This window comes from Streptomyces sp. NPDC054961 (genome assembly GCF_053609145.1).
In genome coordinates this window covers 38,077-52,542 of sequence record NZ_JBSGWY010000021.1, presented here as the reverse complement: position 1 = coordinate 52,542, position 14,466 = coordinate 38,077, and the positions used below count along the sequence as shown (strand labels likewise).

At 72.8% G+C, this 14,466-nt stretch carries 16 protein-coding genes; 10 read left to right on the top strand and 6 right to left on the bottom strand.

Annotation, left to right across the window (positions count from 1 at the left end; all coding sequences use genetic code 11):
- Positions 1-143: 143 nt before the first annotated feature.
- The 5 genes from ACWF9Z_RS20020 to ACWF9Z_RS20000 are packed head-to-tail and all read right to left on the bottom strand — an operon-like array spanning position 144 to position 4,694.
- Entirely contained in the window at positions 144-1,100 is a 957-nt protein-coding gene (locus ACWF9Z_RS20020; RefSeq protein WP_453603814.1) for a tyrosine-protein phosphatase, read from the bottom strand.
- 58 nt (positions 1,101-1,158) lie between these two features.
- A complete protein-coding gene (locus ACWF9Z_RS20015) occupies positions 1,159-2,241 on the bottom strand; it encodes an NAD(P)H-dependent flavin oxidoreductase (RefSeq protein WP_453603813.1) in 1,083 nt (360 codons plus the stop codon).
- A gap of 4 nt (positions 2,242-2,245) precedes the next feature.
- Entirely contained in the window at positions 2,246-3,034 is a 789-nt protein-coding gene (locus ACWF9Z_RS20010) for a CoA-transferase subunit beta (RefSeq protein ID WP_453603811.1), read from the bottom strand.
- Entirely contained in the window at positions 3,031-3,882 is an 852-nt protein-coding gene (locus tag ACWF9Z_RS20005; RefSeq protein WP_453603810.1) for a CoA transferase subunit A, read from the bottom strand. The genes ACWF9Z_RS20010 and ACWF9Z_RS20005 overlap by 4 nt, the downstream gene beginning before the upstream one ends.
- Complete coding sequence (locus ACWF9Z_RS20000) at positions 3,879-4,694, bottom strand: enoyl-CoA hydratase family protein (RefSeq protein WP_453603808.1); 816 nt, start codon at positions 4,692-4,694, stop codon at positions 3,879-3,881. Before ACWF9Z_RS20000 ends, ACWF9Z_RS20005 begins: the two co-directional genes overlap by 4 nt.
- Positions 4,695-4,750: 56 nt before the next feature.
- On the opposite strand from ACWF9Z_RS20000, the gene ACWF9Z_RS19995 reads away from it, so the two are divergent.
- The 6 genes from ACWF9Z_RS19995 (at position 4,751) to ACWF9Z_RS19970 (ending at position 9,259) form a co-directional block, all read left to right on the top strand.
- Positions 4,751-5,515 carry an SDR family oxidoreductase gene (locus ACWF9Z_RS19995; protein WP_453603806.1) on the top strand — a complete coding sequence of 255 codons (765 nt, stop codon included), beginning with the start codon at positions 4,751-4,753 and terminating at the stop codon, positions 5,513-5,515.
- Position 5,516: 1 nt separating this feature from the next.
- Positions 5,517-6,437: an SDR family oxidoreductase gene (locus ACWF9Z_RS19990; protein ID WP_453603805.1), complete on the top strand. Its 921-nt coding sequence runs from the start codon at positions 5,517-5,519 to the stop codon at positions 6,435-6,437.
- 238 nt (positions 6,438-6,675) lie between these two features.
- A complete protein-coding gene (locus ACWF9Z_RS19985) occupies positions 6,676-7,332 on the top strand; it encodes a DUF4360 domain-containing protein (protein WP_453603803.1) in 657 nt (218 codons plus the stop codon).
- Positions 7,333-7,368: 36 nt separating this feature from the next.
- Positions 7,369-8,028 carry a DUF4360 domain-containing protein gene (locus ACWF9Z_RS19980; protein WP_453603801.1) on the top strand — a complete coding sequence of 220 codons (660 nt, stop codon included), beginning with the start codon at positions 7,369-7,371 and terminating at the stop codon, positions 8,026-8,028.
- A 162-nt stretch (positions 8,029-8,190) separates the two neighbouring features.
- On the top strand, positions 8,191-9,039 hold the full coding sequence (locus ACWF9Z_RS19975; RefSeq protein ID WP_453603929.1) for a helix-turn-helix domain-containing protein: 849 nt from the start codon (positions 8,191-8,193) through the stop codon (positions 9,037-9,039).
- Positions 8,999-9,259: a DUF397 domain-containing protein gene (locus tag ACWF9Z_RS19970; protein WP_453603799.1), complete on the top strand. Its 261-nt coding sequence runs from the start codon at positions 8,999-9,001 to the stop codon at positions 9,257-9,259. The genes ACWF9Z_RS19975 and ACWF9Z_RS19970 overlap by 41 nt, the downstream gene beginning before the upstream one ends.
- A gap of 397 nt (positions 9,260-9,656) precedes the next feature.
- Here ACWF9Z_RS19970 and ACWF9Z_RS19965 read toward each other — a convergent pair whose 3' ends face one another.
- Positions 9,657-10,586: a hypothetical protein gene (locus ACWF9Z_RS19965; RefSeq protein ID WP_453603798.1), complete on the bottom strand. Its 930-nt coding sequence runs from the start codon at positions 10,584-10,586 to the stop codon at positions 9,657-9,659.
- A gap of 133 nt (positions 10,587-10,719) precedes the next feature.
- Between ACWF9Z_RS19965 and ACWF9Z_RS19960 the strand changes: the two genes are divergently transcribed.
- The 4 genes from ACWF9Z_RS19960 to ACWF9Z_RS19945 all read left to right on the top strand — a co-directional run bounded on the left by ACWF9Z_RS19960 (position 10,720) and on the right by ACWF9Z_RS19945 (position 14,398).
- Positions 10,720-11,514, top strand: coding sequence for a serine protease (locus ACWF9Z_RS19960; protein ID WP_356657593.1), 795 nt, complete (start codon positions 10,720-10,722; stop codon positions 11,512-11,514).
- A 307-nt stretch (positions 11,515-11,821) separates the two neighbouring features.
- The gene (locus ACWF9Z_RS19955) at positions 11,822-12,478 is read left to right on the top strand and encodes a response regulator (RefSeq protein ID WP_453603796.1); all 657 of its coding nucleotides are present in this window, start codon (positions 11,822-11,824) and stop codon (positions 12,476-12,478) included.
- Positions 12,479-12,572: 94 nt separating this feature from the next.
- A complete protein-coding gene (locus ACWF9Z_RS19950; RefSeq protein WP_453603795.1) occupies positions 12,573-13,817 on the top strand; it encodes a sensor histidine kinase in 1,245 nt (414 codons plus the stop codon).
- A gap of 269 nt (positions 13,818-14,086) precedes the next feature.
- The gene (locus ACWF9Z_RS19945) at positions 14,087-14,398 is read left to right on the top strand and encodes a chorismate mutase (RefSeq protein ID WP_453603794.1); all 312 of its coding nucleotides are present in this window, start codon (positions 14,087-14,089) and stop codon (positions 14,396-14,398) included.
- The last annotated feature ends 68 nt before the right edge of the window (positions 14,399-14,466 follow it).

Below are 14,466 nucleotides of genomic sequence, written 5' to 3'. Positions count from 1 at the left end.
CCGCGTCCCCCCAGACCCCTCCTCCTCCTCCTCCCCGGGGGTGGGCCTGCCCTCCCCCTCTCCGCCCGGCACCGTGCTGTTTCCGGCCTCCGGCTCCGGCTTCCGGTTCCGGCTTCCGCCTCCAGCCTCCGGTCTCGCCGTGCCTAGCGGACCATCTTGACCTGGAGCTTCGCCAGGGTCTTCACGTCCAGGCCGAGACCGTCGGTGAGGTAGCCGTAGAAGCCGCCGAAGTCGGCCTCCAGCTGCGCGGTCGCCGCGTCCAGGTAGTCCGGGCGGACCTCCTGGAGCGGGATCAGCAGATCGGGGTTCTGCATCCGGCCGGACTGCTTGAGGCCCGCCCGCACCTGGGCGTCGTACGGGCCGCGGAAGGTGTTCGAGGCCAGGTAGTCGCGCTCGGCGGCGTCCTGGGGGACGGCCAGGGCGCGCAGCAGGACGTAGCTCATCCAGCCCGTCCGGTCCTTGCCCGACGTGCAGTGGAACAGCAGCGGGCCCTGCTTGCCGTCGGCGATCTCACGGAGGGTGGCCGCGAACTGCGCCCGGCTCTCGGGGTTCGTCACGAACGTGCGGTAGATGTCGCGCATGTACGCCTCGGCACGGCCGCCGCCGAGCATCTGCTCCTGCTTCACGGGGTCACCGCTGGCTATCGCGCCGACCAGGGTTCCGTAGAGGCCGAGGTCGCTGACGGGGCGGGCGGTGGAGGACAGGCCGGCGGGCAGCTTGTCGGCGCCGTCGTACTGGACCTCCATCGGGATGCGGAAGTCGACGACCTTCGTGAGGCCGAGACCCGCGAGGGGAGCGGCGTCGGCGGCGGTCAGCTTGCCGAGCGCGTCGGAGCGGTAGACCAGGCCTTGGCGGACCTGGCCGCCGGTCCAGGTGCGGTAGCCCCCGAGGTCGCGGACGTTGACCGCGCCCTGGAGGGGGATCTGACGAACGGTTTCCGCCGGCAGCCGGTCCGCGCGGGCGGCGGCGGTGGCGGCGGAGGTGGCGGCGCTGTGCGCCGGCGCGGCGTACGCGGCGACGGGCAGGGTCCCGAGGGCGAGGGCGAGGGCGAGGGCGGAGGCGGACACCGCGGTCGCCAGGCGGATTCTGGCACGGCTCATGAGGGGGCAACTCCTGTAACGGAGAGGGGAATCACCCTGGTGGTGGCAGGGTGGCGGGCTAGTGCGGGGGGACGTGGGGGGTGTCGTGGGGGGCAGTGAGGCCGTGCAGGCGCTCCAGCACCGCCTGGGCCTCGGCCATGACGCGCGCGACGAGCTCCGCACAGGACGGAAGGTCCTCGATCACGCCCGCGACCTGGCCCGATGCCATGACGCCGAGGTCCGTACGGCCCTCGACCATGGACGCCTTGAGGAGCATGGGGGTGTTCGCGGCGAGCAGCACCTGGCTCCAGGACAGGTCCTTGCCGTGTTTCATCGCCAGGCCGTCCCGGACCATCTGGGACCAGGACAGGCCCGAGATCTTCTTGAAGCCGGCCGCGTGACGCACCGCCCTGGCCAGCGCCTTCGTACGGCCCGCCCGCTCCAGGGACATGACCAGCTCGCTGCGGAGCATCCGGTGCGGGAGCCCGTCGACGGCCGTCGTGACGGTGACGTCCTTGACGCCCGCCTTCAGGTACTCGGCCTTGACCGCGTCCGGGACGGTCGAGTCGGAGGTCAGCAGGAACCGGGTGCCCATGGCGATGCCGGCCGCCCCGTAGGACAGCGCGGCGACGAGTCCGCGGCCGTCGCCGAAGCCGCCCGCGGCGATCACCGGGATGTCCACCGCGTCCACGACCTGCGGCAGCAGCACGGTCGTGGCCACGTCGCCGGTGTGCCCGCCGCCCTCCCCGCCCTGCACGATCACCGCGTCCGCGCCCCAGGCCGCGACCTTCTCGGCGTGCCGGCGGGCCCCGATCGAGGGGATCACCACCACGCCCGCGTCCTTGAGCCGGGCGATCAGCTCCTTGGACGGCGCGAGCGCGAACGAGGCCACCCGCACGCCCTCGTCGATGATCAGCTGGGCGCGCTCGGCCGCGTCCCCGGCGTCCGCCCGCAGATTGACCCCGAACGGGGCGTCCGTACGGGACTTGACCTCGTGGACCGCGGTCCGCAACTGGTCCATCGTCATCGTCGCCGAGGCCAGGATGCCGAGCGCGCCCGCACGGGCCGCCCCCGACACCAGACGCGGGCCCGCCACCCAGCCCATGCCCGTCTGCACGATCGGGTGCTCGACCCCGACCAGCTTGGTGAACGCCGTCTCCATCGGATCAGACCCGCACTTCGCGGTCGCGCAGGCCCTTGGGGTCGATGACCTCGCGGATCAGCCGCAGCTCCTCGGCGGTCGGCTCCCGCGTGTACGGGACCTCGTCCGGGGCGGCCAGTTCGAAGCCGGTGGCCGCGCGGACCTGCTCCACGGTGACGCCCGGGTGGACGGACGCCAGCCGCATGCGGTGGCCGGGGCCGTCGAAGTCGAAGACGCCGAGATCGCTGACCACGCGGGGGAGCCGGTGGTAGCGGGTCACCCCGGCCGCCTCGGCGCGGTCGTGGCCCACCCCGCTCACCATGTCGACGCGCTCGACGAAGACCCGGGTGGAGTGCTTGGGGATCCAGTAGCTCACCGGGTTGTTGAGGGTGTTCACGGGAGCGCCGCGCACCCCGAGGAGCTGGCGCGCCGGGCGCTCCCAGTCGCCGATGCACGAGATGTTCTGGTTGCCGTAGCGGTCGATCTGGCTGGCGCCCATCATCACGTGACGGCGGCCGCCCGTGACCATGGCGAGGTGGCGGCGGTACGGGAGCCAGCCCTCGGCCGTGCCGTCGAGTCCCACCAGCATGGCTTCGCCGTCGGTGAGCAGGAGGTCGGGGGAGAAGGTCCGCTTCGCCAGGCGGGCCCCGAAGGAGGGCACCAGGCCCATGGGGCTGGCCAGTACCTCGCCGTTGTCGCGCCAGGCCTCGGCGCAGGCGATCACGCAGTACTCGGCGCGCGTGGCGGCGGCCGCCGGGGGCGTGGCGGCCGCGGCGGGTCCCGGGGCGGCGGCGTTCGTCGGCGTGGTGCTCACTTCTGCTCCTCGTGCCAGGCCTGGACGGCGGACTGGTAGGCGTGCTCACCGGATCCGGAGAGGAAGCGCCCGGCGAACTCGGGCCAGGGGGTGGTCGCGTACAGCTTCTGGAAGGCCTCGTCGCGGTCGTAGTCGGGGGCGCAGGAGGTGAAGTGCGCGCCGTTCGGGGTCTCGACGACCCCGGTCACCGCGTGGCGGCTGACGAGGAGGGACTGCGGGGGCCCTGCCTTGGAGAGCTCGGCGGTCTCGACGATCTGCTCGCAGGAGACGTAGGCGGCGTCGGCGGCCTCGCAGAAGAGGTCGTCGAAGTACGGGTCCGGCCCCAGGTACTGGGCGTTGCCGAGCCGGTCCGCGCGGTTCAGGTGGACCAGGGCCGCGTCCATCCGCAGCGCGGGCACGGCGACGAACTCCTCGCCGTCGGCGTAGGGCGAGGTGACGGTGCGCAGCTCGGGGTTGACGCGCATGACGTCGGAGCCGAGGCCGGCGCGGACCGGGAGGAAGGGCAGCCGGTTGGCGGCGGCGTGCAGCCCCCACATGAACATGGCCTCGTCGAGCTCGGTGAGGGCGAGGGCGCCGCTCTCGCGGGCGGCCCGGTAGTGGGGTTCCAGGGGGATGGAGTCGAGGGTGACGAAGGGGGTGACGAGCTTGCGGATCCGGCCGGCGGCGGCGAGCAGCCCGACGTCGGGGCCGCCGTAGGAGATCACGGTGAGATCGGTGATCCCGGACCGCAGCAGGGCCCGGACCAGGGCCATCGGCTTGCGCCGGGAGCCCCAGCCGCCGATGCCGAGGGTCATACCGTCGTGCAGCCGCCCGACCACCTCGTCGGGGCTCATGGTCTTGTCGGTCATGCCTCCGCCTTCGCGTCCGTCTTCGCGTCCGTCGCCGTGCCCGTCGCCGTGCCCGTCGTCGTGCCCGTCTTCGCGTCCGTGCCGAAGGTGTCGCGCACCCGGTCCGCGACCCCGCTGAGGTTGGCCTCGAAGGTGAAGCCCTGCTCGAAGCGGTAGCTGCGGCGCACGTCCACCGGGTCGATGCCGTTGATGGCCGCCTTGGCCAGCCGGATCAGGTAGCCGTCCTTCCGCGCGATCTCGGCGGCCAGCTCCAGGGCGGCCGCCTGCAGCTCCGCGCGCGGGACCACCTTCCACACGGAGCCGTGCGCGTGCAGTTCGGCCGCGGTCGCCGTGCGCGAGGTGTAGTAGAGGGTGCGCATCAGGTGCTGGGGGACGAGCCGGGCCAGGTGGGTGGCGGCCCCGAGGGCGCCCCGGTCCAGCTCCGGCAGCCCGAAGGTCGCGTCCTCGGAGGCGACGATGGCGTCCGCGTTGCCGACCAGGCCGATCCCGCCGCCGAGGCAGAAGCCGTTCACGGCCGCCACGACCGGCACCTCGCACTCGTACACGGCGGCGAAGGCCTCGTAGCAGCCCCGGTTGGCGCCGATGAGCGAGGCGTGGCCGGTGTCGCGCTGCATCTCCTTGATGTCGACGCCGGCATTGAACCCGCGGCCCTCGGCGGCGAGGACGACGCACCGGACCTCGGGGTCCCGGCCGGCCGCGCGCAGGGCGTCGGCGAGGTCGTACCAGCCCTGCACGGGCAGTGCGTTGACGGGCGGGAAGTCGACTGTGACGCGTGCGATGCCCTTGTCGGGGCTTGAGGTGGAGACACCCATGAGCGGATCAGCTACCTTTCCACCAAACATTTGTTAGGTGAGGAAGGTAGCAGCCGATGGAGCTCAACGGGAGGGTCGTCGTCGTCACCGGCGGAACCCGGGGCGTCGGCGCCGGGATCGCGCGGTCGTTCCTCGCGGCGGGGGCGCACGTCGTCGTCTGCGCGCGTCGCCCGCCGGAGCGACCGGTGGCGGTGGAGGGCCGCACGGCGTCCTACGTCGCCCTCGACCTGCGCGACCCCGCCGCCGTCCAGGACTTCTTCGCGACGGTCGCCGGGCGCCACGGACACCTCGACTGCCTGGTCAACAACGCCGGCGGGACCCCGTACCGGCTGCTCGGCGAGGGCGAGGCGCAGCGCCATGCGAGGGTGCTGGAACTGAACCTCACCGCCCCCATGACCGCCTCGCTGGCCGCGTACCCGTGGCTGCGGGAGGCACGCGGCTCGGTGCTGATGATCGGCAGCGTCAGCGGCACCCGCCCCTCCCCGGGGACCGCCGCCTACGGGGCCGCGAAGGCGGGCCTGGAGAACCTGGCCCGGTCCATGGCCGTCGAGTGGGCCCCCGAGGTACGGGTCAACTCGCTGGTCCTGGGCATGGTGCGCACCGAGCTCTCGCACCTGCACTACGGCGACGCGGCGGGCGTCGCGGCGGTCGGCGCGACCGTCCCGCTGGGACGCCTGGCCGAACCCTCGGACGTGGGCGACGCGGCGGTCTTCCTGGCATCCGACCGGGCGGCGTACGTGAGCGGGGCGAGCCTGCTCGTCCACGGGGGCGGCGAGCGCCCGGCTTTTCTGGATGCGGCAACTGCGAACAAGGAGAGCTGACATGGAACGTGCGAACAGTCTGGCCGAAGGCCGTGTGGTCATCGTGACGGGCGCCGGACGGGGGCTGGGCCGGGCCCACGCGCTGGCCTTCGCCGCGGAGGGCGCGCGCGTGGTGGTGAACGACCTCGGGGTGGGCCTCGACGGCCTGCCGGGACCGGAGAGCCCGGCGGCCCTCGTGGCCGCCGAGATCCGGGAGCTGGGCGGCGAGGCGGTCGCGCACGGCGGGGACATCGCGACGACGCAGGGCGCGGCGTCCCTGGTCGAGACGGCGGTCTCGGCCTTCGGGCGGCTGGACACCCTGGTCAACAACGCGGGGTTCCTGCGCGACCGGATGCTCGTGAACCTGGACGAGGACGACTGGGACGCGGTGATGCGGGTCCACCTGAAGGGGCACTTCCTGCCGCTGAAGCACGCGGCGGCGTACTGGCGGGCGGAGGCGAAGGAAGGCCGCCGGGTGGCCGCGCGGGTGGTGAACACCTCTTCGGGGGCCGGGCTGATGGGGTCGGTCGGCCAGGGCAACTACAGCGCGGCCAAGGCGGGGATCCTCGGGCTGACCCTGGTCTCGGCGGCGGAGATGGGCCGCTACGGGGTCCAGGTCAACGCCATCGCACCGGCCGCGCGGACCCGGATGACGGAACGGGCCTTCGCGGACACCATGGCCGCCCCGGAGGCGGGCACCTTCGACGCGATGGCCCCCGAGAACGTGTCCCCGCTGGTGGTGTGGCTCGGCTCCGACGCCTCGGCCGGGGTCACGGGCCGGGTCTTCGAAGCGGAAGGCGGCCGGATCACGGTGATGGAGGGCTGGCGGCCGGGCCCCACGGCCGACTGCGGAGCCCGGTGGACCCCGGCGGGGGCGGGCGAGGTGGCGGCGAAGCTGCTGTCGGCCGCGGAGCCGCCCCAGCCGGTGTACGGGGCGCGGTAAAGCCGGATCCGCCCGGGGTTCCGGACATCCTCGGGGCCCCCGGGGGCCGGCCGGCGGGCGGGAGCGGCGCGGGCGGGCTGATGGGGGCGGGTCGGCCACCGGTGCGGACTCGTGGGTTCCGGCCAGGGGGCGCGGGGGCGGGGGCGTTGTCCGTATCGCGTCCTTACCCGGCCCGTTGGGCCGTGGTGGCATGTCCACGCCGAATCCGGCATGCCCGCTACGGACGGAGCGATCCATCATGCCCCTGCGCAGAACGGCCCTCGGGTCCGCCTCCCTCACCCTGGCGGCCCTGGCCGCCCCCACCGCCACCGCCCAGGCCGACACCCCCTCCGCGCCGCCCGGCCGGATCACCGTGGAGGTGGTCGGGGCCAACGGCTCCGGCTGCCCCGCCGGGACCACGCAGGTGGCGGCGGCCCCCGACAACACCGCCTTCACCGTGACCTACAGCGACTACCTCGCCCAGACCGGCGCCGGCTCCGCCGGCACGGAGTTCCGCAAGAACTGCCAGCTCGCCCTGCGCGTCCACGTGCCCCAGGGGTTCACGTACGCCATCGCCCGCGCCGACTACCGCGGCTTCGCCAGCCTCCAGCGCGGCGCCTACGGCCAGCAGCGGGCCGGCTACTACTTCCAGGGCGCCGCGCCGACCGCGCGCACGGTCCACCAGTTCAACGGCGCCTACGCGGACAACTGGCAGGCGAGCGACCAGACCGGCTACGCGGACCTCGTCTGGGCCCCCTGCGGAGAGGTGCGCAACCTCAACGTCAACACCGAACTGCGCGTCTACCCGGGCTCGTCGAGCCCGCAGGCGCTCAGCTTCATGAGCATGGACTCGACGGACGGCAGCGTCAGCACCGTCTACCACTTCGAGTGGAAGGAGTGTCCGGGCACCGCCTGACCCGCCGACAGCGCGTACGCAGAAGGAGTGACAACGATGTCGCATTCCCTGACCCGCACCCTGTTCGTCGGCGGCGCGGCCGCCGCCCTGATCGCCACCGGGGCCCCCGCCCAGGCGGCCACCATCACCGTCCCGCCCGACAAGATCGTGATCGAACTCGCCACGGTCAACGGCTCCGGCTGCCGCGAGGGCACCGCCGCCGTCGCCGTCTCCCCCGACAACACGGCCTTCACGGTCACCTACAGCGAGTACCTCGCCCAGGTCGGCGCCGGCGCCCCGCCCACCGCCTTCCGCAAGAACTGCCAGCTCAACCTCCGCGTCCACGTACCTTCCGGCTTCACCTACGCGATCGTCCAGGCGGACTACCGGGGCTTCGCGAGCCTCCAGCGCGGCGCCTGGGGACAGGAGCGCGCGAACTACTACTTCCAGGGGATGTCGCAGACGGCCCAGCGCACCCACCAGTTCAACGGCCCCGTCGACGACAACTGGCAGTCGACGGACACGACCGAGTACGCCGACCTCGTCTGGGCCCCGTGCGGCGAGAAGCGCAACTTCAACATCAACACCGAGCTGCGGGTGAACGCCGGCACCTCCGGCCCGCAGGCCCTCAACTTCATGGCCATGGACTCCACCGACGCGAGCGTGAACACCCTCTACCACCTCGCCTGGCAGACCTGCCCGGCGCGTAAGGCCTAGCGGCGGACACGGAGGGGGCGGGACCGACGTGCGACGGGCCCCGCCCCCTTCCCCGTGGGGTGACGGATCGGCCATTCCCCGAGCCGGAGCGGGGCCGAGTGGCTACGCTCAGCGATGGACCTGAACGAACGCCGCGCCGCGCGCACTTGGGGGTACCGCCTCATGGTCAACATCCGCGATCTCGATCCCGGCGCCTCCCCGCTGGACTACTACGGCGCGGAACTGCGCCGCCTGCGGGAGGACGCCGGGCTCAAACAGGGGCAGCTGGGCGACATCGTCTACTGCGCCGCGTCCCTGGTCGGGCAGATCGAGACCGCGAGGAAGGTCCCCACCAGGGAGTTCTCCGAACGGATCGACGCGGCCCTCGGGACGGGCGGGACGTTCGGCCGTCTGGTGGGGCTGGTCCTGCGCAGTCAGCTGCCGACGTGGTTCCAGGCGTACGCGGAGATGGAGGCCAGGGCGACGTTCCTCTCGACCTATCAGGCGCAGGTGGTCTACGGCCTCTTGCAGACAGAGGCCTACGCCCGGGCGGTTCTGGCGACAGGGATGCCTGACAATCTGAATGAGCTGGTAGGGGCAAGGATGGAGCGCCATCGAATCTTGCGCCGGGAGCGTCCGCCCATGGTCTGGGTGGTTCTGGATGAGGCTGTGCTTCATCGGCCGATCGGCGGCCGAGAGGTGATGCGAGACCAACTGGCGCACTTGCTGAGCATGCGTGAGGACCGTTGGGTGCAGGTGCAAGTGCTGCCATTCTCCGCCGGTGAACACGCCAGTCTGATCGGTTCGTTCAACGCCTTGCGATTCGATGACGATCCGGACCTGGTGTACACCGAAGACCTCATCTCCGGACACATGACGGCCAACCCTGACACGGTCAAGGAATCTGCTCTTCGTTACGCCCACTTGCAGGCCACTGCCCTCTCCGTGGAAGACTCGGCCGCATTGATCGTCCGCGTAATGGAGGAGCGCTATGGGTACCCACCAGGACCTGACCAACGCGCGGTGGCGTAAGTCGTCGTACAGCGGCAACACCGGCGGCGACTGCGTCGAGTGCGCACCGCTTGGCGGCGCCGCCTGGGTCAAGTCCAGCCACAGCGGCAGCAACGGCGGCGACTGCGTCGAGGTCGCCGGTCAGCCCTGCGCCGTCGCCGTGCGGGACTCCAAGAACCCCGACGGCCCCGTCTTCACCGTCGGCCGTGCCGCCTTCGCCGCCTTCGTGGGAGCCCTCTAGCGGGTGGGCCCTGGCGGGCCGGCACCTGCCAGGGGCCGCCGCCCGGCGGCCGCATCCGGGTCTGCCACGCGTCGTGGGCCGACAAAAGAACCGGGCCCGGCCCCCTGGCGAGGGGTCGGGCCCGGTTCTTTGTTGATGCAATGAGATACCACTACCCACTGCTTCCACTCGTTGAACCGCAGCAACCCCATCAGTTGTCCCCCGTCTGCCGGAAGGCGGCGGATTCCAGGTCCCGCCACCGGACGGGTGTGTTCCGGCCGTGCGGGGCCGGGCACACCGCCGGCATGAGCGGTGACGGAGGCTGAGGCGGGGGAGGTGGCTGTGGCAGCGGCTGTGGCGGCGACTGAGGGGTGGGGCACCCTGCACCGCCTCCGGAGGTCCTGTCCGCCGCCTGTCGTCAGGTGTCGCACTCCAGCACCGTGTGGCACAGCCCGCAGCGGGCCCGGATCGGTCCGCCGTGCGCGGGCAGCCGCAGCCGCTGCTCGCACACCGGGCAGGGGAAGCTCACGCGGAGCCCGCCGCCCCCGGTGCTTCCGTCGCTGCCGCCGCCCCGCCCGTGCTCCTCGAAGCGGTACGCCGCCCCCTGCCCCGGAGCCGTCGCGCCCGCCCTGCGGTCCCGGAGGTAGCGGCGCCGTGCAGGCCGGCCCGCGGCGGCGAGGGGGGCCCGGCGCAGATCCTGATCGGCCAGGGCGCGACCGCGCACGTACGCCTCGTAGGCCTGCGGACTGGTGAACCAGGCGGAGAGGTCCTCGCCCAGCAGCCGTCCGCGCTTGGCGAGGACGTAGCCGAACTCCTCCGGAGTGAGGTAGCCGAGCTTCTGGTGGGTGAGCTCGTCCTCGCGGTAGGCGTCGAGCAGCAGCCAGCCGGCGCCGAGGTAGGCGGCGGTGGTGTCGGTGAGGATCTCATTGGCCTCGGTGGTGGGGAAGCGCAGGTCCAGGCGGTGCAGCAGGACGTGCGTCACCTCGTGGGCGAGGGCGGCCGCCAGATCGCGGCGATGGACGCGGAAGCGGTCGTTGACCTCGACGAAGTACTCCGGCCCGGCCGTCAGTTCCACGGTGGCCGCCTCCTCCATCGCGCGGAAGCCCACCACGATGCGCGCGTCGGGCAGCCGCAGTGCCCGGACCATCGAGGAGGCCACCCGGTGCGCGCCGAGGTACAGGTCGTCGGAGGGGCGGAAGGCCGCGTCGGCGGGGGCGAAGGACGTGTCGTAGGAGCGGACGCCGTCGGCCGAAAGGCGCCGGAACAACGCGGTGACGGACTGGCGGACGGTCTCCAGATGCGGAAATCCGTGCTGGATCGGGCTGCTGTGCCTGCTCTTCTCCACCATCAGGCCCCCCTCACCGCACGTTGTCCGAAAACGCGTTCTTGATGCCGACCGTATGTGCGATGTGTCATGGACCCGTCATTTCCTCGTCATGTACCCGATGACGCGCACGGCCCAACCCCCCACGAAAGGCAGCGTGTCGACCGTGTCGAACCTTTCCCGCACCTCGGTCCGGTACCTCAAGCGCACCCTCGCCGCCGGAGCCGTCGCCCTCGCGGCCGTCAGCCTCCAGCCCGGTTCCGCCACCGCCTCCACCGCACCCGTCGTCGGCGGAACCCGCGCCGCCCAAGGCGAGTTCCCCTTCATGGTGCGCCTCTCCATGGGCTGCGGCGGCGCCCTCTACTCGCAGCAGATCGTCCTCACCGCGGCCCACTGCGTGAGCGGCTCCGGCAACAACACCTCCATCACCGCCACCGCCGGAGTCGTCGACCTCAACAGCTCCAGCGCCGTCAAGGTCAAGTCCACCAAGGTGCTGCAGGCCCCCGGCTACAACGGCACCGGCAAGGACTGGGCCCTCATCAAGCTCGCCAAGCCCATCAACCTGCCCACCCTCAAGATCGCCGACACCAAGGCCTACGACAACGGCACCTTCACCGTCGCCGGCTGGGGCGCCACCCGCGAAGGCGGCGGCCAGCAGCGCTACCTCATGAAGGCCACCGTCCCCTTCGTCTCGGACGCCTCCTGCCAGGCCTCCTACGGCGGCTCCCTGGTGCCCGCCGAAGAGATCTGCGCGGGCTTCGCCCAGGGCGGCGTCGACACCTGCCAGGGCGACTCCGGCGGCCCCATGTTCCGCCGCGACAGCGCGAACGCCTGGATCCAGGTCGGCATCGTCAGCTGGGGCGAGGGCTGCGCCCGGCCCGACTACCCCGGCGTCTACACCGAGGTCTCCACGTTCGCCACGGCCATCAAGAACGCGGCCGCGACCCTCTGAGACCCCGCTCCCACCACGACGGCCCCCTCCCCCCTCCGGGGCCGTCCCCCCGTCCTTCCGGCCCGGCCACAACGGGCCGGAAGGACGGGGCGCGCCACCCCGCACGCCGGAAGGACGGGGCGCGCCACCCCGCACGTACGAAGGGCCCGCCGGAACACCGCGGGGCCCGAACCACGCCGTTCCGGCCCCGCCGCACGCCCCCGACGGTCCGCCCCGCGGTTGCGGGCCCCCGCGCACGCGGGTCCCATGGGGAGAACCCTCCGGACGGGACGGCACGAGCAGCGGGCGACAGTGGGGCAGGCGGCGCATGGCGATCAGAGTGGTCATCGCGGACGACCAGGACATGGTCAGGGCCGGCTTCAGGATGATCCTCGAGAGCCAGCCGGACATCGAGGTGGTCGCCGACGTGGTCGACGGCGAAGCCGCCCTCGCCGCCGTCGCCGCGCACCGCCCCGACGTCCTGCTCCTCGACATCCGCATGCCGAAACTCGACGGCCTCGAAGTCACCCGGCGCCTCTCCGGCCAGGACGAGCCGCACATCGTCATCGTCACCACCTTCGACCTCGACGAGTACGTCCACGCGGCGCTCCACGGCGGAGCGTCCGGCTTCCTCCTGAAGGACGCGAGCCCGGCCATGCTGGTTGAAGCCGTCCGGGCGGCAGCCGTCGGAGACTCGCTCGTCTCACCCGCCATCACCGTGCGACTCCTGCGCGAAATGGCCCCCCGGACCACCGCCTCGGCGGCCGCCCGCCGCCTCGCCGAACCCCTGACCAGCCGGGAACGCGAAGTCGTACGCTGCCTCGCGCGCGGCCTGACCAACGCCGAGATCGCGGGCGAGCTCTTCGTGTCCCTCTCCACGGTCAAGACCCACCTGGCCAACGTCCAGGCCAAACTCGACGCCCGCAACCGCGTCGAAATCGCCGCCTGGGCCTGGGAGAGCGGCCTGGCGGGCACCCCGGCGTGACCCCCCGGACCCCCACCGCCCCGCGCTCGGCCGGTCGTCCCCGTCCGGTCGGTGGAGCCACCCGCGTGGGCCGGCGTACGTACCGGTCGTACCGGTGAGTCCGCTCCGGCCCTGGGCGCGGCGCCACCCGTACGCCGCCGACTGGCTCCGGATCATCCTCTCCGTCACCCTCCTCGCCCTCGTCAGCTTCGAGGGCGTCGTCCTCGCACGACAGCCCAGCGTGCCGCACGCCGCCGTCTGGGTGTCCGGCGTCCTGGTCTGCCTCAGCGCCGTGCCCTGGCCCGGCGTCCCGCTCATCCCGCGCGCCTGGTTCGCCGGCGCCGTCACCTGGACCGTCACGCTCCTCCTGATGTTCGGCAACCACCCCCTCGTCGTCTGGGGCGGCGGCGAGGCCATCGGCCTGCTCGTTCTCCTCAGCCAGATCCTGGTCCGCGCCCCCACCCGCACCGCCGCCGTCCTCGGCCCGATCCTCGGCCTCGGATGCATGGCCGTGCCCGTCCGCGACACCGACCCCGGCCGGTTCACGCTGCTCTTCTCCGTGCTCGCCGTCGTCGTCGCCGCCTACTCCCTGCTCCTGCGCCTGCAGGCCGCCCAACGCGTGCGCGACGTGCGCGCCGTACGCAGCGCGGAGCGCCTGGAACTGGCGCGCGAGCTCCACGACCTGGTCGCCCACCACGTGACCGGCATCGTCGTCGAGGCGCGGGCCGCCCGCTTCACGAAGGTCTCCGCCGAACGCGCCGGGGAGATCTTCGGCCGCATCGAAACCGCCGGAGACGAGGCCCTCGGCTCCATGCGGCGCCTCGTCAGGGTCCTCCGGGAAGGCGCCGAGGACAGCGGCACGGGTACGGGTACGGGTACGGACAGGGGTACGGGTACCGGTACCGGTACCGGCTCGGGGACGGACCCCGGCTCCGGCACGGGCTCCGGCGCCGGCACCGCGCCCGTCGCCGGCCTCCGGGAGATCCGCGGCCTGGCGGAACGGTTCACCGCCACCGGCCCGCCCGTCGTCCTCTACATCGAGGAGGGCCTGGAGGCCCGGCTCCCCGCCGACGTCGCCGCCACCGCCCACCGCATCGTCCTCGAGGCCCTCACCAACATCGCCAAGCACGCCGCGACCGCCACCGCCGTCCGGATCGGCCTGCGCACCCTCCCGGCCGGCCTGGAGGTCCGCATCGCCGATGACGGCGGCCGCCCCGTCCGGCTCTCCGAGAACGCCCGGGGCGGCGGCTACGGCCTCGTCGGCATGGCCGAACGAGCCGAGGCCCTCGGCGGCTCCCTCACCGCCGGCCCCGCCCCCGAGGGCGGCTGGCTCGTGACGGCGCTCCTGCCCCTCCAGTAAGCCGCCTCCGAGCCGCCTCTTCTGGATCTTGCCGGGTCCGGGGGGCCGGGTGCCGGGTGCCGCCCCTCGCCGCGTCGGCGGGGCTCCCGGGTGCGTCCCGTACGCGGGTGCCCCTCCGTCTCGCGAGGCACCGCACCCGGTACCGCGGGCCCGGCCGGCACGATCCGAAAGGGAGGATCCGGGGGAGTGGTCCGGATCCGGACACCGCCCCGTCTCACGGACCGGCCGGCCTCGAAACGACCCGCGCACGCCACGTATTCTCGGGAACCATGAACACCAGCGACATCGACGAGGCCGTCACCGCCGAGCTGGCCCGCCTGAGGGACAGCATCGACAACATCGACGCGGCCGTGGTGCACATGCTCGCCGAGCGCTTCAAGTGCACCCAGCAGGTGGGCCACCTCAAAGCCCGCCATCAGCTGCCCCCGGCCGACCCGGGCCGTGAGGCCCGCCAGATCACCCGGCTGCGCGAGCTCGCCGAGAACGCCAAACTCGACCCCGCCTTCGCGGAGAAGCTCCTCAACTTCATCATCGCCGAGGTCATCCGCCACCACGAGACGATCGCCGCGGGCGAGGAGTAGCACCCCGGCGGGCCGCTCGGGTCCGTCGCCGGCCCGCTGAGGTCCGTCGCTGGGGTCCGGCGCTGGGG

What these genes read in the sequence shown, in the direction of transcription:
- ACWF9Z_RS19990 (WP_453603805.1), top strand. Translation starts at nt 5,517, where the DNA reads ATGGAACGTGCGAACAGTCTGGCCGAAGGCCGTGTGGTCATCGTGACG.
- ACWF9Z_RS20000 (WP_453603808.1), bottom strand. Translation starts at nt 4,694, where the DNA reads ATGGGTGTCTCCACCTCAAGCCCCGACAAGGGCATCGCACGCGTCACA.
- ACWF9Z_RS19975 (WP_453603929.1), top strand. Translation starts at nt 8,191, where the DNA reads ATGGTCAACATCCGCGATCTCGATCCCGGCGCCTCCCCGCTGGACTAC.
- ACWF9Z_RS19970 (WP_453603799.1), top strand. Translation starts at nt 8,999, where the DNA reads ATGGGTACCCACCAGGACCTGACCAACGCGCGGTGGCGTAAGTCGTCG.
- ACWF9Z_RS19985 (WP_453603803.1), top strand. Translation starts at nt 6,676, where the DNA reads ATGCCCCTGCGCAGAACGGCCCTCGGGTCCGCCTCCCTCACCCTGGCG.
- ACWF9Z_RS19980 (WP_453603801.1), top strand. Translation starts at nt 7,369, where the DNA reads ATGTCGCATTCCCTGACCCGCACCCTGTTCGTCGGCGGCGCGGCCGCC.
- ACWF9Z_RS20005 (WP_453603810.1), bottom strand. Translation starts at nt 3,882, where the DNA reads ATGACCGACAAGACCATGAGCCCCGACGAGGTGGTCGGGCGGCTGCAC.
- ACWF9Z_RS19955 (WP_453603796.1), top strand. Translation starts at nt 11,822, where the DNA reads ATGGCGATCAGAGTGGTCATCGCGGACGACCAGGACATGGTCAGGGCC.
- ACWF9Z_RS19945 (WP_453603794.1), top strand. Translation starts at nt 14,087, where the DNA reads ATGAACACCAGCGACATCGACGAGGCCGTCACCGCCGAGCTGGCCCGC.
- ACWF9Z_RS20020 (WP_453603814.1), bottom strand. Translation starts at nt 1,100, where the DNA reads ATGAGCCGTGCCAGAATCCGCCTGGCGACCGCGGTGTCCGCCTCCGCC.
- ACWF9Z_RS19965 (WP_453603798.1), bottom strand. Translation starts at nt 10,586, where the DNA reads ATGGTGGAGAAGAGCAGGCACAGCAGCCCGATCCAGCACGGATTTCCG.
- ACWF9Z_RS19995 (WP_453603806.1), top strand. Translation starts at nt 4,751, where the DNA reads ATGGAGCTCAACGGGAGGGTCGTCGTCGTCACCGGCGGAACCCGGGGC.
- ACWF9Z_RS20015 (WP_453603813.1), bottom strand. Translation starts at nt 2,241, where the DNA reads ATGGAGACGGCGTTCACCAAGCTGGTCGGGGTCGAGCACCCGATCGTG.